This is a genomic window from Allorhizobium sp. GW101-3B10 (assembly GCF_059424725.1).
This window is the reverse complement of record NZ_JBWKZR010000001.1, coordinates 3,849,960-3,871,931: the sequence shown is the minus strand read 5'-3', so window position 1 is coordinate 3,871,931 and position 21,972 is coordinate 3,849,960. Positions and strand designations below refer to the sequence as shown.

At 64.9% G+C, this 21,972-nt stretch carries 19 protein-coding genes; 8 read left to right on the top strand and 11 right to left on the bottom strand.

The genetic code is table 11. The features are described 5' to 3' along the window. Positions 1-153 precede the first annotated feature (153 nt). The 9 genes from AC07Y0_RS19170 to AC07Y0_RS19130 form a co-directional block, all read right to left on the bottom strand. Complete coding sequence (locus AC07Y0_RS19170) at positions 154-2,574, bottom strand: aerobic carbon-monoxide dehydrogenase large subunit (protein WP_498679279.1); 2,421 nt, start codon at positions 2,572-2,574, stop codon at positions 154-156. Further along, positions 2,571-3,071 (bottom strand): (2Fe-2S)-binding protein, encoded by a 501-nt coding sequence (locus AC07Y0_RS19165; protein ID WP_498679278.1) that lies wholly within the window; start codon positions 3,069-3,071, stop codon positions 2,571-2,573. Before AC07Y0_RS19165 ends, AC07Y0_RS19170 begins: the two co-directional genes overlap by 4 nt. A gap of 14 nt (positions 3,072-3,085) precedes the next feature. After that, positions 3,086-3,952 carry an FAD binding domain-containing protein gene (locus AC07Y0_RS19160; RefSeq protein ID WP_498679277.1) on the bottom strand — a complete coding sequence of 289 codons (867 nt, stop codon included), beginning with the start codon at positions 3,950-3,952 and terminating at the stop codon, positions 3,086-3,088. 161 nt (positions 3,953-4,113) lie between these two features. After that, a complete protein-coding gene (locus AC07Y0_RS19155) occupies positions 4,114-5,328 on the bottom strand; it encodes an MHYT domain-containing protein (protein ID WP_498679276.1) in 1,215 nt (404 codons plus the stop codon). Between the two features lie 145 nt (positions 5,329-5,473). Further along, complete coding sequence (locus AC07Y0_RS19150) at positions 5,474-7,087, bottom strand: cisplatin damage response ATP-dependent DNA ligase (RefSeq protein ID WP_498679275.1); 1,614 nt, start codon at positions 7,085-7,087, stop codon at positions 5,474-5,476. Positions 7,088-7,093: 6 nt separating this feature from the next. After that, a complete protein-coding gene (locus tag AC07Y0_RS19145) occupies positions 7,094-8,104 on the bottom strand; it encodes a ligase-associated DNA damage response exonuclease (protein WP_498680283.1) in 1,011 nt (336 codons plus the stop codon). A 45-nt stretch (positions 8,105-8,149) separates the two neighbouring features. Then, positions 8,150-8,551: a DUF2177 family protein gene (locus AC07Y0_RS19140; RefSeq protein ID WP_498679274.1), complete on the bottom strand. Its 402-nt coding sequence runs from the start codon at positions 8,549-8,551 to the stop codon at positions 8,150-8,152. 46 nt (positions 8,552-8,597) lie between these two features. Next, positions 8,598-9,260 (bottom strand): ChrR family anti-sigma-E factor, encoded by a 663-nt coding sequence (locus tag AC07Y0_RS19135; RefSeq protein ID WP_498679273.1) that lies wholly within the window; start codon positions 9,258-9,260, stop codon positions 8,598-8,600. Beyond that, positions 9,257-9,829: a sigma-70 family RNA polymerase sigma factor gene (locus AC07Y0_RS19130; RefSeq protein WP_498679272.1), complete on the bottom strand. Its 573-nt coding sequence runs from the start codon at positions 9,827-9,829 to the stop codon at positions 9,257-9,259. Before AC07Y0_RS19130 ends, AC07Y0_RS19135 begins: the two co-directional genes overlap by 4 nt. A 227-nt stretch (positions 9,830-10,056) precedes the next feature. On the opposite strand from AC07Y0_RS19130, the gene AC07Y0_RS19125 reads away from it, so the two are divergent. Genes AC07Y0_RS19125 through AC07Y0_RS19115 form a run of 3 tightly spaced genes read left to right on the top strand, consistent with a single transcriptional unit; the run spans position 10,057 to position 13,417 of the window. Next, the gene (locus AC07Y0_RS19125; RefSeq protein WP_498679271.1) at positions 10,057-11,415 is read left to right on the top strand and encodes an NAD(P)/FAD-dependent oxidoreductase; all 1,359 of its coding nucleotides are present in this window, start codon (positions 10,057-10,059) and stop codon (positions 11,413-11,415) included. Next, positions 11,412-12,203, top strand: a complete 792-nt coding sequence (locus AC07Y0_RS19120) for a DUF1365 domain-containing protein (RefSeq protein WP_498679270.1) — start codon at positions 11,412-11,414, stop codon at positions 12,201-12,203. Before AC07Y0_RS19125 ends, AC07Y0_RS19120 begins: the two co-directional genes overlap by 4 nt. Further along, positions 12,200-13,417: a class I SAM-dependent methyltransferase gene (locus AC07Y0_RS19115; protein WP_498679269.1), complete on the top strand. Its 1,218-nt coding sequence runs from the start codon at positions 12,200-12,202 to the stop codon at positions 13,415-13,417. Before AC07Y0_RS19120 ends, AC07Y0_RS19115 begins: the two co-directional genes overlap by 4 nt. A 3-nt stretch (positions 13,418-13,420) precedes the next feature. On the opposite strand, the gene AC07Y0_RS19110 is transcribed toward AC07Y0_RS19115, so the two are convergent. Continuing rightward, entirely contained in the window at positions 13,421-14,221 is an 801-nt protein-coding gene (locus AC07Y0_RS19110; protein ID WP_498679268.1) for an SDR family NAD(P)-dependent oxidoreductase, read from the bottom strand. A 79-nt stretch (positions 14,222-14,300) separates the two neighbouring features. Then, the gene (locus AC07Y0_RS19105; RefSeq protein WP_498680282.1) at positions 14,301-15,464 is read right to left on the bottom strand and encodes a dihydrodipicolinate synthase family protein; all 1,164 of its coding nucleotides are present in this window, start codon (positions 15,462-15,464) and stop codon (positions 14,301-14,303) included. A gap of 293 nt (positions 15,465-15,757) precedes the next feature. Between AC07Y0_RS19105 and AC07Y0_RS19100 the strand changes: the two genes are divergently transcribed. Genes AC07Y0_RS19100 through AC07Y0_RS19080 form a run of 5 tightly spaced genes read left to right on the top strand, consistent with a single transcriptional unit; the run spans position 15,758 to position 21,786 of the window. Continuing rightward, positions 15,758-16,837: a LacI family DNA-binding transcriptional regulator gene (locus AC07Y0_RS19100; protein WP_498679267.1), complete on the top strand. Its 1,080-nt coding sequence runs from the start codon at positions 15,758-15,760 to the stop codon at positions 16,835-16,837. A 48-nt stretch (positions 16,838-16,885) separates the two neighbouring features. Then, complete coding sequence (locus AC07Y0_RS19095; protein WP_498679266.1) at positions 16,886-17,887, top strand: Gfo/Idh/MocA family protein; 1,002 nt, start codon at positions 16,886-16,888, stop codon at positions 17,885-17,887. An 8-nt stretch (positions 17,888-17,895) separates the two neighbouring features. Then, positions 17,896-19,506 (top strand): acyl CoA:acetate/3-ketoacid CoA transferase, encoded by a 1,611-nt coding sequence (locus tag AC07Y0_RS19090; protein ID WP_498679265.1) that lies wholly within the window; start codon positions 17,896-17,898, stop codon positions 19,504-19,506. Beyond that, on the top strand, positions 19,499-20,278 hold the full coding sequence (locus AC07Y0_RS19085; RefSeq protein WP_498679264.1) for an enoyl-CoA hydratase/isomerase family protein: 780 nt from the start codon (positions 19,499-19,501) through the stop codon (positions 20,276-20,278). The genes AC07Y0_RS19090 and AC07Y0_RS19085 overlap by 8 nt, the downstream gene beginning before the upstream one ends. Then, the gene (locus AC07Y0_RS19080; protein WP_498679263.1) at positions 20,272-21,786 is read left to right on the top strand and encodes an aldehyde dehydrogenase family protein; all 1,515 of its coding nucleotides are present in this window, start codon (positions 20,272-20,274) and stop codon (positions 21,784-21,786) included. Before AC07Y0_RS19085 ends, AC07Y0_RS19080 begins: the two co-directional genes overlap by 7 nt. The last annotated feature ends 186 nt before the right edge of the window (positions 21,787-21,972 follow it).

Here is a 21,972-nt window from a genome sequence, read left to right as displayed (position 1 = left end):
GAAAACACTCCCCTCCCAACCCTCCCCACAAGGGGGAGGGCTTAACCCAGCCGAACCCTCGGCGGATAAAAGCGAGCGCTTTCGGCTCGGTCTTCTCCCCCTTGTGGGGGAGATGGCCGGCAGGCCAGAGACGGCCTTTTCTCGTCGCGTCCCTCAGCCGGTGACGCCCAGCCGCTTGGCCGTTTCCCAGTTGCGCCAGAAGTCGTGGGGCATCTGGATATGCGTCGACCCGAGGAAGGAGAAGGCGTCGTTGACGGCATTGGAGAAGGCCGGCACGCCGCCGACATTCGGGCTCTCGCCGACACCCTTGGCGCCGATCGGATGATGCGGCGAGGGGGTGACGGTATGGTCGGTTTCCCAATGGGGCGTCTCGACCGCGGTCGGGATGAAGAAGTCCATGAACGAGCCGCCGAGCACGTTGCCGGTGGCGTCGTAGCGGATCTCCTGGCCCATCGCGATGGCGAAGGCTTCAGTCAGCCCGCCATGCACCTGGCCCTCGATGATCATCGGGTTGATGCGGGTGCCGCAATCGTCCAGCGCGTAGAAGCGGCGGATCTTGTAGACCCCGGTATCGACATCGATGTCCATGACGCAGAAATAGGCGCCGAAGGGATAGGTCATGTTTGGCGGGTCATAGTAGCTGACCGCTTCGAGGCCCGGCTCCATGCCCGGGGGGACGGAGTTGTAGGCCGCCCAGCAGATGTCCTTCATCGACTTGAACTTTTCCGGCAGGCCCTTCACCCGAAAGCCGTCGACGTCCCATTCGAGGTCGCCCTCGTGCACTTCGAGCAGATAGGCCGCGATCATCTGCGCCTTGGCGCGGATCTTGCGGGCGGCCAGCGCGATCGCAGCGCCTGCGACCGGCGTGGAGCGCGAGCCGTAGGTGCCGAGACCGTAGGGCGCCGTATCGGTATTGCCCTCCTCGACCATGATGTCGTCGGCCGGGATGCCGATCTCGGTGGCGATGATCTGTGCCCAGGTCGTCTCGTGGCCCTGGCCCTGGCTCTTGGTGCCGACGCGGGCAATGCCCGAGCCGGTCGGATGTAGGCGGATCTCGCAACTGTCGAACATGGCGATGCCGAGAATGTCGCAATTCTTAGACGGGCCCGCACCGACGATTTCGGTGAAGAACGAAACGCCGACGCCCATGATCTCGCGGGTTTCGCCGCGCTTGAAGGCTTCGCGCTTTTCCGCCTGTTCGCGCCGGAGACCCGCGTAGTCGATGGTCTCCATGCCCTTCTGCATGGCGGTGTGATAGTCGCCCGAATCATATTCCCAGCCGAGCGCCGAGTGATAGGGAAACTGCTCCGCCTTGATGAAGTTCTTCAGCCTTAGTTCGGCCGGATCCATGCCGAGCTTCTGCGCCAGGATGTCCATGCCGCGCTCGATGCAATAGGCCGCCTCGGTGACGCGGAAGGAGCAGCGATAGGCGACGCCGCCCGGCGCCTTGTTGGTGTAGACGCCGTCGACGGCCAGATGGGCGACCGGGAAGTCGTAGGAGCCGGTGACGATGTTCATGAAACCGGCCGGCCACTTGGACGGGTCGGCGCAGGCGTCGAAGGCGCCATGGTCGGCGAGCACATGGACGCGAAGGCCCGTCACCTTGCCTTCCCTGGTGGCGGCAATTTCCGTCGTCATGTGATAGTCGCGGGCAAAAGAGGTGGTGGTGAGATTCTCCATCCGGTCCTCGACCCATTTCACCGGCTTGCCGGTGACGATGGTGGCGACCGCCGCGCAGATATAACCCGGATAGGCGCCGACCTTGTTGCCGAAGCCGCCGCCGATATCCGGCGCGATGACGTGGATCTTGTGCTCGGGGATCTTGGAAATGAGCGCCACGACCGTGCGGATGACGTGCGGCGCCTGGAACGTGCCCCAGATGGTCAATTCGCCCTTGATCTTGTCGAAGGAGCAGACGCACTGGCAGGTTTCGAGCGGCGACGGGTGGGTGCGGTGATAGGAGATCATCTCCTTGATAGTCACGTCCGCCTTGTCGAAGGCGAGATCCGTCAGTTCCCGGTCGCCGACCGTCCACTCGAAGATGTGGTTGTGATGCTTGCGGGGGCCGTGCGCCCCTTCCGTCTTGCCGGCAAGATCCTCGCGCAGGACCGGCGCATCGGCATCCATGGCGGTGAAGGGATCGATGAGGGGAGGCAGTGCCTCGTACTCGACCTCGACCGCGCCGATGCCGTCATCGGCGGCATAGCGGTCGGTGGCGACGACGAAGGCGACTTCCTGGTTCTGGAACAGAACCTTGCCGTCGGCCAGCACCATCTGCACGTCGCCGGCGAGCGTCGGCATCCAAGCGAGGTTGACGGTCTTCAGCGTTTCGGCGGTCAGGACCGCAAGCACGCCCGGCACTTTCAGCGCCTTCTCGACATTGATCGACTTGATGCGCGCATGGGCGTGCGGCGAGCGGACGAAATCGCCATGCAGCATGCCCGGCAGCTTCACGTCGTCGACGTAATTGCCCTTGCCCTGGGTGAAGCGAATGTCCTCGACGCGCTTGCGCTTGCAGCCCATGCCTTCGAGGCGGGCTTCTCTCTGTTCCCGCGTGGGGGTCATGTCGTTCATTCTGCTGCCTCCTGGAAATCGGTACCGTTGATCTTGGCGGCGGCGTACTGGATCGCCTTGATGATGTTCTGGTAGCCGGTGCAGCGACAGAGATTGCCGGCGATGCCGAAGCGGATCTCTTCCTCGGTCGGGTTGGGATTTTCCTGCAGCAGGCGGTGCGCCCGTACGATCATGCCGGGCGTGCAGAAGCCGCATTGCAGCCCGTGCATCTGCCGGAAGCCTTCCTGCAGCGCCGAAAGCGTGCCGTCGGCATTGGCAATGCCCTCGATCGTCGTGATGTCGGTGCCGTTCGCCTGCACGGCGAACATGGTGCAGCTCTTCACCGAACGCCCGTCGATGTCGACGGTGCAGGCGCCGCAATGGGTCGTCTCGCAGCCGATATGCGCGCCGGTCAACAGCAGCTGTTCGCGGATGAAATGGATGAGGAGAGTGCGCGGCTCGACGAGGCCTTCGACCTCCGCTCCGTTCACCATCATCTTCACATGGGTCTTCGCCATCGTCTTTGTCCTCCTCAGGCCGCTGCACGGGACGCGGCGCGCTGCAGCGCCCGCATGACCATGACGCCGCCGACATGGGTGCGATATTCGCTGGTGCCGCGCGCATCGGCCGCCGGGTTCATCACGGCGCGTGCCGCTGTTGCCGCCGCCTTCAGTGCCGCCTCATCGAGGCTCGTTCCGATCACTGCCCGGGCCGCGGTCTCCGCCAGCAGAGGCGTCTCGGAGAGATTGGTCAGGGCGATGGAACAGGCCGAGACCTTGCCGCCAGCCATGGTAAGTGTCACGGCCGCAGCCGCCGTGGCATAGTCGCCGACCTTGCGCTTCAGCTTCTCGTAGGCATAGCCGTGGCCGGCCGGCGGAACCGGGATGGAGATGGCGGTGAGGATCTCGCCGGGCTCGAGCGCGGTGAAATAGGCGCCCTGGTAGAAATCGGTAGCCGGCACGTCGCGGGTGCCGTCCGGTCCTTCCAGACGATAGCTGGCGCCGAGCGCCATCATCACGGCCGGCATGTCGTTGCCCGGATCGCCATTGGCGACATTGCCGCCGAGCGTGCCGACATAACGAACCTGGGGATCGGCGATCATCAGCGCGGTCTCCTTCAGGATCGGCAGATGAAAGGCGATGTCCGCGGAATTGATGAGATCGTGCTGCGTGGTCATCGCGCCGATGACGAGCGCATTGCCGTCGCGGCAGATGCCCTTGAGCTGGCCGATGCCGCCAAGATCGATCAGATGCTCGGGCGTTGCGAAGCGCAACTTCATCATCGGGATGAGGCTATGTCCACCGGCGAGAGGCCTGGCTTCCTCGCCGAGCTCGGACAATAGTTTCACCGCATCGGCGAGCGTTGCTGGCCGATGGTATTCGAATTCGCCTGGTATCATGGTCTCCTCCCATCCGTCGGTCTGGCGTTGACACGAACGATGGAGGAAGGGTGTTCGCGCTTTTGATGATGCGCAAGCGGCGGACCCAAATCCCGTCACGAAGCTCGCCGTTTCGCACGAATTGCGGCGATTGCCGCACGAACTGCGTCAGGCGTTCTGACTTACTGGCGCATGGCGGCGCGGCGAACCAGTCCGAGCCGTGCCTTGACCTCGGCGATCTTCGCCCGGCTGACTGGAACCACGTGCGGCACGGCGCCGTCGAGTTCGATAATGGCGCCGTCGCCTTCCTTGCGCAGGAAGCTGACATGCGGCAGCGCGACGATGTGGCTGCGGTGGACGCGGGTGAAGAGGGCGGGATCCAGTCGCGCTTCGGCCTCGGAAATCGACCAGGGACACATGCGTTCCCGCTGCCCGTCGTGGATCAGCGTGTAGTGGGCGTCGGCACGGATGCTGCGGATGTCGGAAATGTCGATCAGCAGGGTTCCCTCGGTGCTGACCACGGGAATACGGCTGACCGGCATCTGCTTCGGCTGGCCGATCCCGCCCAGCGGTAGGGCGCGTGAAGCGGGCTGATCGGCGAGGCGGGGCGGGCGGTCGTGCGGGTCGGCCGGTAGATCGATGAGGCCCATATCGGTTTCGTCGGGCCCGAGCGTTGCCAGTCTCTGCCGCTGCTCCGGGACGAGGAACAGCAGGAAGCCGGCGGCGATGACGAAACAGAGAAGCGCGACCGCAAGCGAGAGCAGTTGCGGGGACGCGACCAGCCCGCCGAACTCACGGTGATGGCCGGCCGCCGCGGGGACGAAATGCATGCCGTACATGGCAGTATAGTGCATTCCCGAGACCGCGATGCCAAAGGCGATGGCGCTCAGGGCCAGCCGCAGGCCGCCCTGACGGGCGAGATAGATCTTCAAGCCGCCATAGGCGGCGGCAACGGCGATGGCCACCGACAGCACGAGCATGCCGTAGTCGTGCTGGATGGAAAAATCGCCGGCAAGTCCGTGGATGCCGACGTAGTGCATCGAGGCGATGCCCAGCCCGAGAAGCAGGGCCGAAGCGCTGACCCGCCCCTCGGACGGCTTGCCGATGCTCACGAAGAACAGCGAGATCCCGACCACCAGGGCGCACAACAGGAAGGAGATGACGGTCGGCAGGACGAGGTAGCTGGCATCCGCCGGGATCGGCGCCGCCAGCATGCCGACGAAATGCATGGTCCAGATACCGATCGCCAGAAAGGCGGCCGCGCCGGTCAGAAGCAGGCGCGGATTGGCGTGCGGTGCCGTGCGGATGCGGGCTGCGATGCCGAAGCCCGTATAGCCGCCCAGTATCGCGACGGCGACCGAAAGCGCCACGAGAAATGGATCGTGTCCTGCGAACATCGACTCTTTGGCCGCCGCGTTCCTCCGCCGGCAACCGCCTCCTGCCGGAAAGGTACAACTGCGGCGCCGAGATTGGCAAGCCAGGCGTGCGCGCCGGGCACATCATACCGGCGGGGGCTGATCGGGCGAGCGCTTGGCGCCGCGCTCAGTCGATCATGGCGAGAAGCGTGTCGAGGCGGTCGGCCTCGCGCGGCAGCTTGTCCTGCCGCAGCCTCGCGATGCGCGGAAAGCGCATGGCGACGCCGGACTTGTGCCGCGTCGAGCGCGCTATGCCTTCAAAGGCGACCTCGACAACGAAACCATGCTCCGGCTCGGCCCTGAGCGCCCGGACCGGACCGAAGCGGTCGACGGTATTGTTGCGCACATAGCTATCGAGAATTTCAAGCTCGGCATCGGTGAAGCCGAAATAGGCCTTGCCGACCGGCACCAGCACGTCGCCGTCCTCCCCTTTCGTCCACACCCCGAAGGTGAAGTCGGAATAATAGCTGGACCGTTTGCCGTGCCCGCGCTGCGCATACATCAGCACCGCATCGGCATTGAACGGCTCGCGCTTCCATTTGAACCAGGGACCCTTGGCGCGACCCGCCTGGTAGACGCTGTCCAGCCGCTTGATCATCACGCCTTCGATCACCGGATCGGGCGGATCGGTGCGCAGGCGTTCGAGTTCGTCCCAGCTGGAAAACGGCACGAGCGGCGAAAGGTCGAAGCGGGTGGGCTGGCTGGCGCCGATCAGTTCCGCGAGGCGCTCGCGGCGTTGGACGAAGGTCTGCCCGCGCACGTCTTCCTCTCCCTGGAAGAGAATGTCGTAGGCACGCAGGAAGGCCGGATATTCCCCGAGCATCCTCGACGACACCGCCTTGCGGTTCAGCCGCTGCTGCAGGTCGGAGAAGGTGCGGGTGGGCTCGTTGGAGCGCAGCGTGCCGCCGATCAGGAGTTCTCCGTCGATCACGGCCTCGAAATCCGCCGCCTCGACGACATCCGGGAAGGCGTGGGATATGTCGTCGCCAGAGCGCGAATAGAGCCGCGTGCGGTTGCCGGAGCGCGAAAGCTGGACGCGGATGCCGTCCCACTTCCATTCGGCAGCGAAATCACGGGGATCGAGGGCGCCGAGATCGCCCTCGCCGACCGGCGTCGACAGCATGACCGAATGGAAAATCGCCGGGCTGGCGAGGGCGGGCATTTCTTCCGCGCCGTCCAGCCAGGCAAACAGGGTCTCATAGGGCGGTGCAAGACCGTGCCAAAGGGTCTCGATCTCGGTGATGTCCTTGTTCCCCAAGGTCGCCAGAGCCTGCTTGGCAAGGCGGGCGGACACCCCGATCCGCATTCCGCCGGTGACGAGCTTGAGGAAGGCGAAGCGGCCCGAACCGTCGAGCCGGTCGAGCAGATCGCGCACCGCGCCACGGACTTCCGTCCGTCCGAGCGACCGCATCTTTTCCACTACGGTCGAAAGTCGCGGCTCGTCGGCTCCGATGTGCGGCGTGTCCTTTTCGCCGTCCCAGACGAGTGCGATCGTTTCCGCGAGATCGCCGACATAGTCGTAGGAGTAGCGAAACAGGACCTCGTCCATCCGTTCGAGCACCAGTTCGCGCAGCATGGCCGGCTTGACCACGCCGATATCGAGCGTGCCGGCCAGCGCCGCCAGCGCATAGCCGCGATCGGGATCCGGCGTGGCGCGGAAGTAGTCGATGAGCAGGGTGAGCTTGCCGTTGCGGCTCGGCGTCAGCACCAGGCGGTCGAGGAGATCGGCAAAGGCCTTCATCCGGCGTCAGTCCCCCTCGTCCTCGTAGCCGACCAGATGCAGCGGCCGCGCGGCAATGCCCTGGAGCTCGCACCACCTGACCAGAGCCTCTTCGCGGCCATGGGTGACCCAGACCTGCCCGGGCTTCAGTTCCGAGATCGTCGCCGTCAGTTCCGGCCAGTCGCAATGGTCGGAGATGACCAGCGGCAGTTCCACGCCGCGCTGCTTGGCGCGCTGGCGCACCATCATCCAGCCCGAGGTGAACACCGAAAGCGGATCGGCAAAGCGCCGTGCCCAGCGGTCGTTGAAGGCCGATGGCGGCCCGACGATCACGGCGCCGCGGAAATCCTGCACATCCTGGTTATCGTCGGTGGCGGGCCGCAGATCGCCGAGATCGATGCCCTGGCTTTCATAATAGGTGCAGAGCTTCGACAGCGCGCCATGGATATAGATCGGCCGGTCATAGCCTGAGCGGCGCAGCAGCGAGATGACCCGTTGCGCCTTGCCGAGCGCATAGGCACCGACCAGATGGCTGCGTTCGGGAAACTGGCGAAGCGAGGTCAGCAGCCTGGCGATCTCGTCGGCCGGGTCGGGATGGTGAAACACCGGCAGGCCGAAGGTCGCCTCGGTGATGAACACGTCGCAGGCGACCGGCTCGAAGGGCGTGCAGGTCGGATCGGGGCTGCGCTTGTAGTCGCCGGAAACGACGATCCGGGTTCCGTCCTTCTCGATAGCGATCTGTGCCGATCCGAGCACATGCCCGGCCGGATGGAAGCTGATACCGACACCGTCGAGACTGAGGCTCTCGCCGAACGCGACCGCCTGTTCGCTGCCGCAGAAATCCGTCCCGCAGCGAATGCGCATGATGTCGAGGGTCTGGCGTGTCGCCAGAACCCTGCCGTGTCCCGGCCTGGCGTGGTCGGAATGCCCATGGGTGATCAGCGCCCGTTCGGCCGGCTTGATCGGATCGACGTAAAAATCGCCCGCCGGGCAGTAGAGACCCGCCGGGGTCGGATAGAGCAGGGTTTCGGGCTTCATCATCAGGCTTCAGATAGGGCGATGGCACGCACCCTACCAGAGGTCTCATGCCGAGAGTCGCGTCACGGCGAAGTAGCCGGCGGTCGCGGCGGCGGCGGTGAGGAAGCTGCCCCAGGCCATGTCGACGATGCTGACCGGAAGAGACCAGTCCTTCAGCGTCGCGAGATTGGTCATGTCATAGGTGCCGTAGGCGATCAGGCCGAGAAATGCGCCACCCGCCAACGCCGCCAGCCACCCCCCGCCGGACACGGCCGGCATCACGGCGAAATAGACAATGCCGGCTATGTAAAAGAGATAGAAAAGGCCGGCTGCGGCGAAGTTGGGCGTCGCGAGAAGCAGTTCGCCGATGTGGCGCCGGTAGAAGCCGATGGCAATCCGCGACAGCCACAGATAGTCCAGCCCAAAGAACACGACGGCGGTGGCGACATAGGCAATGGCATAGGTCATCAGGGTCTGCTCCAGGCTCGGTGCGGGGGTAGCGCCGTTTCGGTCTTCAGATGCCGAGCATCGGCTGCACCAGCCGCACCAGCAGGCTGCGGAATTTCAGCGGCGCGTCGGTCACGGCGAGGCAAATGCAGTCCTCGTCCGGCGTCGCCACCGGCTGGTGCTGCAGGTTTTCGTCGGCTTCCTCCAGATCGCCGCGCTTGAACAGCGACCCGCCGTCCTGGAAGCTGCCCTTCAGCACCAGCGTCAGCTCCCGTCCACCATGCGAATGCTCGGGCACCGGCTTGCCGGCCGGGATCTTCAGAAGCCGGACGCTCGTTTCGCGATCGCCCGTCGGGATGCGGATGTGATAGGCGCCGCGGCCGAGCGCCTTCCATTTCAGCTCGGCCAGATCGCCGCCGAGATAGGAGCGCAACGGCTCGGGAATGACGATATCGCCGGACGTTGCGGCCGGCTTGGCCGCCGCGCGCGTGGCCGATGGCGTGCCGCCGGCAAGGCGCGCCTTCATCGCATCCCAGCTCGTATCGTCCGCTTCTTCGCTGCAGACCATTTCCAGCATCTCGCCGCCGGCATGCTCCATGAAGTCGAGCCGGCGCCGACAGGAGGGGCAGAGCGCCAGATGGGTGGCAATGGCAATGCTCCAGCCCTCGGCGAGGTTGCCGGCGGCATAGGCGAGCAGGAGTTCGTCGCTGATATGGTGTTGAATGCTCATGCGCGTTCCTCCAGCGCGGCGCGCAGTTTGGCGAAGGCGAGACGGATACGTGATTTCACCGTTCCCATCGGAAGGCCGAGTTTCGTGGCGATCGCGCTGTGCGATGCCTCGTTGTAGAAAGACAGCTTCAGCAGTTCCAGCTGTTCTGCCGGCAGTGTCTCCATGGCGCGTCGAAGCCGATCGGCGTCCTGGCGTCCTTCGAATTCGACATCGGCCGGTGGCACGTCGTCGGCCACGAAGGCCGGATCGGTTGGATCGAAGGCCGGCCGCTTTTCCTTGCGATAGGCGTCGATGCGCAGGTTTCTGGCAATCGTGAAGATCCAGCTCGATACATTGCCTCTGGCCGGATCGAACTGATGCGCCTTGTTCCACACCGCCAGCATGGTTTCTTGCATCAGCTCTTCCGCGCCCTGACCGTCGCGGGCGAGCTTGGCCATGTAGGCGCGAACACGCGGACCGTAGTGGCGGAACAACGCCTCGAAGGCTTCGATGTCCCTGTCCTGCCCCACGGCCGCCAGCATCTGTGAAAGGCTGCGTTGTGAAATCTCGTCGTCGGTATCGCGCGCCAAAGCCGATTTCTTCCCGTGATTGAGCGACGCGGCACTCGTTTGCCGCGCATAACGCCTCATAGCATTGTGGCAAGGATCCGCCGAGATGAAAACTGCTCTTGTCATGATTGCCGTTACGGGCCTCGCCGCGGGCCGGATCACCGGCCGCGAATTTTTCGCCCCCGATCGATCCGGTTCGCGTCGCTGCCCGTAGTGTGGCGCAGTGAACAGGAAACGAGGGTCATTCCATGGATACCGGCTTGGGCAAGGTGGCAGTATCGGGCAGGCGCAGGATTGCAGTGGTCGGGTCCGGGATTTCGGGCCTGTCCGCAGCCTGGCTTCTCAGCCGTAGCGCCGACGTCGTGCTCTATGAGGCGGAAGGCCGGCCGGGCGGTCACTCCAATACCGTCCTTGCGCGCTCTGGCGATGGCGATGTTCCCGTCGACACCGGTTTCATCGTCTACAATGACCGCAACTATCCGAACCTGGTCGCCTTGTTTGACCATCTGTCGGTGCCGACCCTACCCTCCAGCATGTCGTTTGCCGCATCGATCGACGGCGGGGCCTTCGAATATTCCGGCTCCGGCCTGAAGGGACTGCTGGGCCAGAAGTCCAACCTGCTGCGGCCCCGCTTCTGGTCCATGCTGAAGGATGTCCTGCGCTTCTACAAGGAGGCGCCGGCCCTGCTTTCGCGCCCCGAACTCGCATCGGTCAGCCTCGGCGACTACCTCGCCTCGAGCGGCTACGGCGCGTCCTTCATCGAGGACCACCTCCTGCCCATGGGCGCGGCGATCTGGTCGACGACGGCCGGCGAGATGCGGCTCTATCCGCTGCATGCCTTCATCCGCTTCTTCGCCAATCATGGCCTTCTGTCGTTCGACGACCGGCCCCGTTGGCGGACCGTGGCCGGCGGTAGTCGCGAATATGTGAAGCGCATCCTCGCCGATTTCTCCGGAGAGCTGCGCCTTGGACAGCCGGTGCAAAAGATCCGCCGCGATACCTTCGGCGTCGAACTGACCGATGCTTCCGGCCATGCCGACAGGTTCGATGACGTCGTGCTGGCGACCCATGCCGACCAGTCGCTGAGACTGCTCGGCGATGCGGATGTCGCCGAACAGGAGACGCTCGGCGCATTCGAGTACACCCGCAATGTCGCCGTGCTGCATTCCGATCCGCGATTGATGCCGAAACGCCGCCAGGTCTGGTCGAGCTGGAATTACATCGCCGAACGTGACGACGCTGGCAACAAGGCCCTGTGCGTCACCTACTGGATGAACCACCTGCAGTCGCTCGATCCGGCCCGGCCCTTGTTCGTTACGCTCAACCCCTGCCGTGCCATCGATCCGGAACACGTCATCCAGACATTCGACTACGAGCATCCGCTGTTCGATCTCAAGGCCAATGCCGCCCAGCGGCGCCTCTGGCAGCTGCAGGGTCGCCGCAATACCTGGTTCTGCGGCGCCTATTTCGGCAGCGGTTTCCACGAGGACGGTCTTCAGGCGGGCCTTGCCGTGGCGGAAGCGCTCGGCGGCGTGCGCCGGCCATGGTCGGTCGAGAACGAATCCGGACGCATCGACCACGTGCGTCAACTCGAGGCGGCGGAATGACCCTGGCATCGGCCATCTATACCGGTCACGTATCGCATGTCCGGCACAGGCCGCGGCAGCACAAGCTGCGCTACAGCGTGTTCTCGCTGCTGATCGACCTCGATGAACTGCCGCGGCTCGATCAGAGCCTCGGCCTGTTCGGCCACAACCGGCGCGCCGTCTTCTCGCTGCGCGATACCGATCATGGCGATGGAATCGTCGGCGGGCTCCGCGCCTGGGTCGAGGGACACCTCGAGCGCGCGGGGGTGTTCGAACCCGGCATGGCGATCCGCATGCTGTGCTATCCGCGCATCCTCGGTTTCGTCTTCAATCCGCTGACGGTCTATTTCTGCCACAGGGCCGACGGTTCCCTTGCGGCCATCCTCTACGAGGTCTGCAACACCTTCAAGGAGCGGCACACCTACGTCATTCCGGTTACCGGCGACGGGCAGGCCGTCACCCACGCCTGCGCCAAGGAAATGTATGTCTCGCCGTTCATTCCGATGGAATGCACGTACCAGTTTCGCATTCTGCCGCCCGGCCCCTCCGTCACGGTCAATATCAGCGAGAGCGACGGCGAGGGTCTCCTGCTCTTTGCGTCCTTCGCGGGCAAGAGACGCGAGCTTTCGACGCGCTCCCTCGCCGCCATGCTGGTCGCCTATCCGCTGATGACGCTCAAGGTGCTGGCCGGAATCCACTGGGAGGCCCTGCGTCTCTGGCTGAAGCGTGTGCCGATCCATCGTCACACGCCCGCGAACGCGCGGATCGCCAGCACTGTCGTTTTCAAGAATGGGATGGAAAAACCATGAGTCATGCCGAACAGGGAATATCGACGGTCGCCGCGGCGCGCCCGATCTGGCAGCGGATGTTGTGCCACTGGGCCGACAGGATCGTCGTCGGGCGCCTTGTCCTGCAGTTCGAGGGCGGCGGGGAGCATGTCGTGAAGGGTGGCGCGCTGGGTCCCTCCGCGGTGCTGATGGTGCGCCGGCCGCGCGTGCTGCTGCGGCTGATGGCCGGCGGCACGCTGGGCTTTGCTCGCGCCTATATCGACGGTGACGTCGACAGCCCCGACATCGGCGCCGTGCTGGAACTGGCGGTCGCCAACGAGAAGGCCTTTTCCGGACTGATGGCGCCCTCGGCTTTGATCGGCGGGATTGCCCGCCTGCGCCACCGGCTGCGGCGCAATTCGCCGAAGGGTAGCCGGAGAAACATCTCCTTCCACTACGATCTCGGCAACGACTTCTACAGACTTTGGCTCGACCGGACGATGACCTATTCCTCGGCCCTGTTCGATGCCCACACGCAGAGCCTCGCCGAGGCGCAGGAGGCGAAATACGCGCGCATCGTCGAGGAGCTGGAGATCAGCCCGGACGACCACGTGCTGGAGATCGGCTGCGGCTGGGGCGGCTTTGCCGAATATGCGATCCGTGCCACCGGCTGCCGCGTGACGGGCCTGACGCTTTCCGTCGAGCAGGCGAAGTTCGCCGAGGATCGGCTGGAGCGCGCCGGCCTTTCCGATCGTGCCGATATTCGCCTCGAAGACTACCGCCACTGCCAAGGCCGTTTCGACAAGATCGTCTCGATCGAGATGTTCGAGGCTGTCGGCGAGGAGAACTGGCCGGTCTATTTCGAAGCGGTGCGCGACCGGCTGAAGCCGGGCGGCAGTGCCATGGTGCAGTCCATCACCATCCACGAGGACCGCTTCCACAGCTATAGGCGCAATGCCGACTTCATCCAGACCTACATCTTCCCCGGCGGCATGCTGCCCTCGGTCGAGGCCTTCAACGAAGGCGCCCGGCAGGCCGGCCTCACCGTCGGGCACATGCTGGCCTTCGGCCGGGACTATGATCGCACGCTGATCGCCTGGGACCACGCCTTCGTCGCCAACTGGCCGTCCATCGAGACGCTCGGTTTCGACCGCAAGTTCTACAAGCTCTGGCGCTTCTACCTTCACTACTGCGCCGTGGGCTTTCGAACGGGACGGATCGACGTCGTCCAGTTCCGTCTGGACAAGACCAGATAGCGCTCAACCCGGCGATCGAAGCATCCGGCGCGTCAGCCTGAACCGCAGGCGCGCCGGCAGCGCGTGCAGGAGCTTCATCGCGACCGCCATTTTCCACGGGAAGACGATCTCGTATTTGCCGGCCGCCAGTCCATCGGCGATCGAGTCGGCCGCCGACTCGGCCGAGACGAGGAACGGCATGGGGAAATCGTTCTTGCGGGTGAGCGGCGTGTCGACGAAGCCCGGATTGACGATCGAAATCCGCACGCCATGGGCGGCGAGCTCCGGCTGGAAGGCTTCGCACATGACATTGAGCGCCGCCTTCGTCGCCCCATAACTTGCCGCACCCGGCAGGCCGACATAGCCGGACACCGAGGCCACGACGGCGATCTGTCCGCTCTCGCGCGCAATCATCGCGGGCATGACGGCCTCCAGGCACTGCGCCGTGCCGATCAGATTGAGGCCGACCATCGTGCCGAAGCGTCCGCTGTCGAAATCCGCCGCATAGTCACGAAAATAGGTGCCGGCGGCGAACACCGCGAGATCCACGGGGCCGAGGTCCGTCCCGATCGCCCGGAAGGTGGCCTTCACCGCTTCGCCGTCCGTCACGTCGAGCGGGAGGGCGACGATCCGACCTCGGCCCTCGGCGGCCAGCGAAGCGAGCTCGTCGACGCCGCGGGCGCTCGCGGCAATGGTCCAGCCATCGCGGGCGAGGCGCAAAGCCAGAGCGCGGCCGATGCCGGAGCTGGCGCCGGTGATCCACGCAATGCGGCGCGGTGCCGTTTTGTTCGCGTCCGCCTGCTGAGTGGTGCTGATCGCTTCCATGAAAACCTCTCGAACCGTTTGCCCTATCCTCGGGATACGGCAAACGGCTTCGATCGGTTCAGGTCCGCGGACGCGGCGTTCAGCGTCCGCCGTTGACGGCGACGAAGCTTTCCATGCGCAGCAGCGCCAGTTCCGGCTGGTCGAGCACATTGGCCTGGTCGGCGAGGCGGAAGACGTCGCAATAATGCAGGATGCCGCGGGCCGACTGCATGCCGGCCGGCATGGTGAAGTGGTCCTGATGGCCGTTCAGCCAGGCGATGAACACCACGCCCGCCTTGTAGTACTGCGTCGGCGCCTCGAAGATCTTGCGCGACAGCGGAACGGTCGGCGCCAGAACCTTGCGGAACTCCTCGCGATCGCCCCTCGCCAGCGCTGCGAGCGCATGCGAGGCCTGCGGGGCCACCGCGTCGAAGATGCCGAGCAGGGCGTGGCTGTAGCCGTCCGGCCCGTCCTCGATCAGGTCGGCATAGTTGAAGTCGTCGCCGGTGTAGCACAGCACCCCTTCGGGCAGCCGTTTGCGCAGCGCGATCTCCTTGGCATTGTCGAGCAGCGAGATCTTGATGCCTTCGACCTTGTCGCGGTTCTCGCCGATGATCGAGATCACGGTATCAAGCGCCTCGTCGAAGCTGTCGCTGCCCCAGTAGCCAGCGAGCTGCGGGTCGAACATGCTGCCCAGCCAGTGCAGGATGACCTTGTCCTTCGCTTGGCGCAGGATACGGCGATAAACGGCGCGGTAGTCGTTCGCCGATCTCGCCACCCGCGCCAAAGCCCGGCTGGCCATCATGATGGTTCGGCCGCCATTGGCCTCGACGAAACCCATCTGGGTCTCGTAGGCGCGGATCACGTCGTCGAGCGAGCGGGCGTCGGCAGGCGCGAGATGATCGGTGCCCGCGCCACAGGCGAGGTCGGCGCCGGGTACGTGGTGTGCTTCGGCCAGCGAGCGGCGGATGAGTTCCTGCGCACCCGCCCAGTCGAGCCCCAGGCCGCGCTGCGCCGTATCCATGGCCTCGGCGATCTTGAAGCCGAAGCTCCAGAGATGATGGCGGAAGGCCATGGTGCGATCCCAGTCGATCACCGGTGCGCCCCAGGGGTCGCTATCGCGAAACGGGTCCGAGACGACGTGCGCGGCGGCATAGGCGATGCGGTTGAAGCGCGGCGGCTCTGTGGGCCGTGCCGTGGGCGTGCCGACCAGGCGATAGTCTTCGATCGTACCGTCCATCTTCGGCAGGGTAATGGTCTGCATCATGGCTTCCTCCTCCATGTTTCGATTGCTCAATAATTTAGATCGTTCCAAATGACAAGTGCTGGCAGTGGCGTATTTCGGCGTATTGGAGCGCCGCTTGAGCCGACATAATAGAGAAGGCGTCCGACAAAATGATCAGAAAAAGCAATTTAAACAGTTGGAGTGGCGCGAAAATGGTCGCGTGCGGCCGTGCCATCCATCACGATTAAAGGAAATTCACCTTTCCCGCTTGACAGATTTGGATCGTTCCAATTATGAGTCCAATCCAGATTGAAATTCGGGAGGATCTGCAGATGGGAGAAAGGGTGACGGTCATCGACATCGCACGCGCCGCTGGCGTGTCGAAGTCGACGGTGTCTCTCGTCCTGCAGGGTAGCCCGCTGGTCAACGAGGGAACGCGCGCCAGGGTCAATGCGGCGATCCGCGAACTCGGTTACGTCTATAATCGCGGCGCGGCCAATCTGCGCCAGTCGAACGCGAAGTCGAAGATCATCGGCGTGGTCGTCAACGACCTGACCAACAGCTTCTTCGCCGAGCTTGCCGTCGGCATCGACATGACGGTCCAGTCCGCCGGCTTTGTCCAGTTCCTCGCCAATTCGGCGGAAAGCCCGGATCGCCAGCGCGAGGTCGTCAACTCGATGCGCGAGCATGGTATTTCCGGCCTGATCATCTCTCCGGCGCGCGGCACGGCCGCCGCCGACCTAAAGCCGCTGGCTGCGGCCGGCATTCCGGTGGTCGCCGTGGTGCGCAACGTGCCGGGCGCGCGGGTCTCCTCGCTGCTGTCGGACAATGCCGCCGGCGCCAGGGCCGCGGTCGAACATCTGATTTCGCTTGGCCATCGCCGCATCGCTTTCCTGGGTGGTTTTCCGGACACGACCGTCTTCTCCGAGCGCCTTGGCGGCTATCGCGAGGCGCTGCGTGCAGCCGGTCTCGATTGCGGCGACGATCTGGTCATGGCCTCCGCCCCTTCGCGCGTCGGCGGCATGGTGGCGATCGAGCGCTGTCTGGCTCTCGCCAATCGCCCGACGGCGGCGCTGTGCTTCAACGATGCGGTTGCCTTCGGCGTCTGCGACGGCCTGCGCAAGGTCAGGCTCGATCCGGGCGCGGATTTCGCCGTCGTCGGCTTCGATGACGTGATCGAGGCAAAGACGGCGGTGCCGGCGCTGACCACGGTATCGATCGACCCGCAGGGCATGGGCCGACGCGCGGCGCAGCTGCTGCTGAAACAGATCAATGCCGGAAAGGTGGAGCCCGAGGCCGTCATCAGCCCGGCGCACCTGGTGGTTCGCCGCAGTTGCGGCGCAGAGGATGCCCTGGGAGAGGGCCATATCGGCGGCTTGACAATGGAGGGCGCGGCGACCGTCGCGCTTTGAGGAAATGAAATTCGGCGCGGCCGGGAGGCCGGCGCGGGAGGAGGAAGCATGGTTCGCTGGGGCCTGATCGGCGCAAGCACGATCGCACGCGAATGGGTCATCGGAGCAATCTGCGCCAATGGCGGCGAATTGGCATCCGTTCTGAGCAGCAATGCCGAACGCGGCAGCGCCTATGCCGCGGAAAACGGTATCGCCCGTGTCGCTGCGACACTCGGCGAGATCGTCAATGATCCGGCGATCGACGCCGTCTACATTTCGACCACCAACGAACTGCATCGCGACCAAGCCATTGCGGCTGCCCGTGCCGGCAAGCACGTGCTTTGCGAAAAGCCGCTGGCGCTCTCCCTCGACGACGCGCGAATGATGATCGCCGAGGCCCGCAAGGCCGGTGTCGTTCTCGCCACCAATCACCATTTGCGCAATGCCGCAAGCCACCGTGCCATGCGCGCGGCGATCGCCGAAGGGCGGATCGGGAGGTCGCTGGCCGCCCGCGTCTTCCATGCCGTCTATCTGCCGCCCCACCTGCAGGGCTGGCGGCTCGATCGGCCGGAGGCCGGCGGCGGCGTGATCCTCGACATCACCGTGCATGATGCCGACACCCTGCGTTTCGTCCTCAACGACGACCCGGTGGAAGTGACCGCCTTCAGCCAGTCGGCCGGCATGGGCCAGTCCGGCCTCGAAGATGGCGTCATGGGTGTCATGCGTTTCAAGTCGGGACTGATTGCCCAGTTCCACGATTCCTTCACGACGAAATTCGCCGAAACCGGCTTCGAGGTGCATGGCACGGAAGGATCGCTGATCGCCCGCAATGTCATGACCCAGCGCCCCGTCGGCAGCGTCGTGCTGCGCAATGCCGAGGGCGAACGCGAACTGCCGCTCGACCAGCAGGATCTCTACTCCCGGGCGATTGACAATTTCCATGCCGCGATCGCCGGCAAGGGCAAACCATCGGCCACGGGCGAAGATGGCCTCTGGTCGCTGGCGACCGGTCTCGCGGTGGTCAAGTCGGCCGCCAGCGGCGCGGCTGTCAAGATTGAAACCGGACTTTGAGCAGGACCATGAGCAAGCAGATCACCCCGGCCGAAGCCGCCGCCCTGATCCCCGATGGCGCCATCGTCTCCGTCTCGTCGTCGAGCGGCCTCGGCTGCCCGGACCTGATGCTGAAGGCGATCGGCGAACGCTTCGAAGCGACCGGCCATCCGCGGAACCTGACGACGCTTCATCCGATCGCCGCCGGCGACATGAGCGGCATCAAGGGCATCGACCATATCGCCCGCAAGGGACTTCTGGCGCGCATCATCGGCGGCTCCTATCCCTCCGGCCCTTCGACCTCCGAACCGCCGCTCATCTGGCAGATGGTCAGCGGAAACGAGATCCCCGCCTACAACATCCCCTCCGGCATCCTGTTCGACATGCACCGCGAGGCGGCCGCCAAGCGGCCGGGCGTGATCACCAAGATCGGTCTCGAAACCTTCGTCGATCCGGACCGCCAGGGCTGCGCCATGAATGCGGCCGCGGCCGAGAAGCCGGTCGTCAGGAAGATCGAGTTCGAAGGCGAGCAATGGCTCTATTTCCCGGCGATCGTTCCGCAGGTCGCCATCATTCGCGCAACGACCGCCGACGAGCGCGGCAACCTCACCTATGAGCACGAGGGCGCCTATCTCGGCGGCCTCGACCAGGCGCTCGCCGCCCGCAACAATGGCGGCATCGTCATTGCCCAGGTCAAGCGTTTGACCAAGGACGGCTCGCTGAAGCCGCATGACGTGCGCGTGCCCGGCATGCTCGTCGACTATGTCATCGTCGATCCGGACCAGAAGCAGACGACTCAGACGCTCTACGATCCGGCGATCTCGGGGGAGATCTTCCGCCCGCTCGACAGCTTCCATCTGCCGGAATTCGGCATCCAGAAGGTCATTGCCCGCCGCGTGGCGCAGGAGCTGGAAGCCGGAAGCTGCGTCAATCTCGGCTTCGGCATCTCCGCCAACGTGCCGCGCATCCTGCTCGAAGAGGGCCTGCACGGCGCGGTCACCTGGGTGATCGAGCAGGGTGCCGTCGGCGGCGTGCCGCTTCTGGATTTCGCCTTCGGCTGCGCCTCGAACGCCGACGGCTACATGCCGTCGCCCTACCAGTTCACCTACTTTCAGGGTGGTGGCTTCGACGCCTCGCTGCTCTCCTTCCTCGAGATCGGCCGCGACGGCTCGGTCAACGTCTCCAAGCTCGCCTTCCGCCCGCATGTGACGGCCGGCGCCGGCGGCTTCGTCGACATTACGGCCCGGGCCAGGAAAATCGTCTTCTCGGGCATGTTCAATGCCGGCGCCAAGCTCTCGCTCGAGGATGGCCGCCTGGTCGTCGACAAGGAAGGCAAGCTGAAGAAGCTGGTCAACGAGGTCGAACACGTGACCTTCTCCGGCCATCGTGCCATCAGCCAGGGCCAGGACATCACCTATGTCACCGAGCGCTGCGTGATGAAGCTGACGCCGGACGGCATCGTGCTCACCGAAATCGCGCCGGGCATCGATCTCGAAAGCCAGATCCTCGCCCAGTCGGAATTCCCGCTGATCATCTCGCCGGATCTCAAGGGCATGGATCACGAGCTGTTCCGCGATGCGCCGATCGGCCTGACACTTCCGCAAAAGCCGAGGCGGGTGCTGGAGGTGTCCCATGACTGAACCCCGCATCCGGCTTGCCGTTGACGATTCCATCGCCACCATCACATTGGCGCGCGCCGACAAGCTCAACGCGCTCGACCTCGACATGCTCGCCGAGCTTTCGGCCATTCTCGATCGCGTCGAGGCCGACAGTGCCGTTCGCGTTGTCATCCTGACCGGCGAGGGCAAGGCCTTCTCCGCCGGTGGCGACATCGCCGCCTGGGGCGGCATGCAGCCCGAACAATTCGGCCATCGCTGGGTGCGCCATGGCCACCGGATCTTCGACCGGCTGGCGACGCTGCGCATGCCGGTGATCGCCGCGATGAACGGCCATGCGCTGGGCGGCGGGCTGGAACTCGCCGGCGCCGCCGACATCCGCATCGCCGAACGCCAGGCGAAGATCGGCCTGCCGGAAACGTCCCTGGGCATGGTGCCTGGCTGGTCGGGCACGCAGAGGCTGGTGCGCCGCTTCGGCGCGCAGATCGTGCGGCGCATGGTGCTGGGCGGCGAAATGTTCGTAGCCGAAGGGGCGCGCGCCAACGGTCTGGTCGACCTCGTGGTCGATACCGGCGAAGCGCTGAACGCCGCCAAAGACTATGCCGCGCGGATTGCGGCACGCGGCCCCGCGGCCGTCGAGATTTCGAAACTCATGCTGTCCATCGCCGGCGGCGAGGACAATGGCGCGGCCGTCGAGGCACTGGGGTCGATCCTGGTGGCCAAGACCGGCGACCTGAAGGAAGGCGTGTCCGCCTTCAGGGAAAAACGCGCCGCCGAATTCAAGGGAGAATGGTAATGCCGGTACTCGTCACGCCCAGGACGATCGAAGACGCGACGGTTCGCGAATTCTCCATGCTGATCGACGGCAAATGGGGCGCCGGTACCGACGGCCGCACGCTGGAGCGCGTCGCCCCCGGCCACGGCGTGGTCGTCAGCCGCTACCAGCAGGCAAGCGCCGCGGACGCGGAGCGTGCCATCCTTGCCGCCCGCAAGGCCTTCGACGATGGTCCCTGGCCGCGCATGACGGCCGCGGAACGCTCCGGCATCCTGCTGAAGGCGGCCTCCCTGATCGAGGAACGGCTGGACGAGATCGCCTATCTCGATGCCGTCGAAGCCGGCAAGCCGATCACGCAGGTCAAGGGCGAGATCGCCGGCGCCGTGGACATCTGGCGCTATGCCGCGGCCCTTGCCCGCGACCTGCACGGCGAAAGCTACAACACGCTTGGCGACGGCACGCTTGGTGTCGTGCTGCGCGAGGCGATCGGCGTGGTATCGATCATCACACCGTGGAACTTCCCCTTCCTGATCGTCGGCCAGAAGTTGCCCTTCGCGCTTGCGGCTGGCTGCACCTGCGTCGTCAAGCCGTCCGAACTCACCTCCGGCTCGACCCTGGTGCTCGGCGAAATCCTGATCGAGGCCGGCGTGCCCGCCGGCGTCGTCAACATCGTGGTCGGCACCGGCCCGGAGGTCGGTGCGCCGATGACCACCCATCCCGCGGTCGACATGATCTCGTTCACCGGCTCGACCGGCGTCGGCCGTCTGACCATGGCCAACGCGGCCCAGACGCTGAAGAAGGTCTCGCTCGAACTCGGCGGCAAGAACCCGCAGATCGTCTTTCCCGACGCCGATCTGGAGGCTTTCATCGACGCCGCCGTGTTCGGTGCCTGGTTCAATGCCGGCGAATGCTGCAATGCCGGCTCGCGCCTCATCCTGCACAGGAGCATCGCCGACGATGTGGTGGCCCGGATCGCCGAGCTTTCCAATGCCGTCAAGGTCGGCGATCCGCTCGACCCGACGACCCAGGTCGGCGCAATCATCACCCCGCAGCATCTGGAAAAGATCTCCGGCTATGTTTCCGGGGCTGCGGCCGGCGGCGCCAACGTCGCCTATGGCGGCTCGACCATCGATTTCGGCATGGGCCAGTTCATGACTCCGACCATCCTAGACAAGGTGACCCCGGACATGGCGGTCGCCCGCGAGGAAGTCTTCGGTCCGGTCTTGTCCGTCCTGACCTTCGAGACCTCGGACGAGGCGATCCGCATCGCCAATGCCATCGACTACGGCCTGTCGGCCGGGGTCTGGAGCCGCGACTTCGACACCTGCTTGACGGTCGGCCGCAAGGTCCGCGCCGGTACGGTCTGGATGAACACCTTCATGGATGGCGCCTCGGAACTGCCCTTCGGCGGCTATCGCCAGTCGGGGCTGGGACGTGAACTCGGCCGCCACGCGGTCGAGGACTACACCGAGACCAAGACCCTCAACATGCATATCGGCGCGCGCACCGGCTGGTGGATGCCCCGGTGAAAAAGGCCCGGAATACAGAGTGTTCAATCGATTTAAAAATGTGTTTCGGTGTTCTTGACGTTGGTCAAGTTATGACTTCTTAAATACCCCCTGCGGTGGGAGACCGCATGAAATACCGGACCTGGCGCGAAGATGCCTGATCCATCCAAACGGCGGGGAGGAGTTCCGCCGCATCGACTTGCAAAC

What these genes read in the sequence shown, in the direction of transcription:
- AC07Y0_RS19170 (WP_498679279.1), bottom strand. Translation starts at nt 2,574, where the DNA reads ATGAACGACATGACCCCCACGCGGGAACAGAGAGAAGCCCGCCTCGAA.
- AC07Y0_RS19165 (WP_498679278.1), bottom strand. Translation starts at nt 3,071, where the DNA reads ATGGCGAAGACCCATGTGAAGATGATGGTGAACGGAGCGGAGGTCGAA.
- AC07Y0_RS19160 (WP_498679277.1), bottom strand. Translation starts at nt 3,952, where the DNA reads ATGATACCAGGCGAATTCGAATACCATCGGCCAGCAACGCTCGCCGAT.
- AC07Y0_RS19155 (WP_498679276.1), bottom strand. Translation starts at nt 5,328, where the DNA reads ATGTTCGCAGGACACGATCCATTTCTCGTGGCGCTTTCGGTCGCCGTC.
- AC07Y0_RS19150 (WP_498679275.1), bottom strand. Translation starts at nt 7,087, where the DNA reads ATGAAGGCCTTTGCCGATCTCCTCGACCGCCTGGTGCTGACGCCGAGC.
- AC07Y0_RS19145 (WP_498680283.1), bottom strand. Translation starts at nt 8,104, where the DNA reads ATGAAGCCCGAAACCCTGCTCTATCCGACCCCGGCGGGTCTCTACTGC.
- AC07Y0_RS19140 (WP_498679274.1), bottom strand. Translation starts at nt 8,551, where the DNA reads ATGACCTATGCCATTGCCTATGTCGCCACCGCCGTCGTGTTCTTTGGG.
- AC07Y0_RS19135 (WP_498679273.1), bottom strand. Translation starts at nt 9,260, where the DNA reads ATGAGCATTCAACACCATATCAGCGACGAACTCCTGCTCGCCTATGCC.
- AC07Y0_RS19125 (WP_498679271.1), top strand. Translation starts at nt 10,057, where the DNA reads ATGGATACCGGCTTGGGCAAGGTGGCAGTATCGGGCAGGCGCAGGATT.
- AC07Y0_RS19120 (WP_498679270.1), top strand. Translation starts at nt 11,412, where the DNA reads ATGACCCTGGCATCGGCCATCTATACCGGTCACGTATCGCATGTCCGG.
- AC07Y0_RS19115 (WP_498679269.1), top strand. Translation starts at nt 12,200, where the DNA reads ATGAGTCATGCCGAACAGGGAATATCGACGGTCGCCGCGGCGCGCCCG.
- AC07Y0_RS19110 (WP_498679268.1), bottom strand. Translation starts at nt 14,221, where the DNA reads ATGGAAGCGATCAGCACCACTCAGCAGGCGGACGCGAACAAAACGGCA.
- AC07Y0_RS19105 (WP_498680282.1), bottom strand. Translation starts at nt 15,464, where the DNA reads ATGCAGACCATTACCCTGCCGAAGATGGACGGTACGATCGAAGACTAT.
- AC07Y0_RS19100 (WP_498679267.1), top strand. Translation starts at nt 15,758, where the DNA reads ATGGGAGAAAGGGTGACGGTCATCGACATCGCACGCGCCGCTGGCGTG.
- AC07Y0_RS19095 (WP_498679266.1), top strand. Translation starts at nt 16,886, where the DNA reads ATGGTTCGCTGGGGCCTGATCGGCGCAAGCACGATCGCACGCGAATGG.
- AC07Y0_RS19090 (WP_498679265.1), top strand. Translation starts at nt 17,896, where the DNA reads ATGAGCAAGCAGATCACCCCGGCCGAAGCCGCCGCCCTGATCCCCGAT.
- AC07Y0_RS19085 (WP_498679264.1), top strand. Translation starts at nt 19,499, where the DNA reads ATGACTGAACCCCGCATCCGGCTTGCCGTTGACGATTCCATCGCCACC.
- AC07Y0_RS19080 (WP_498679263.1), top strand. Translation starts at nt 20,272, where the DNA reads ATGGTAATGCCGGTACTCGTCACGCCCAGGACGATCGAAGACGCGACG.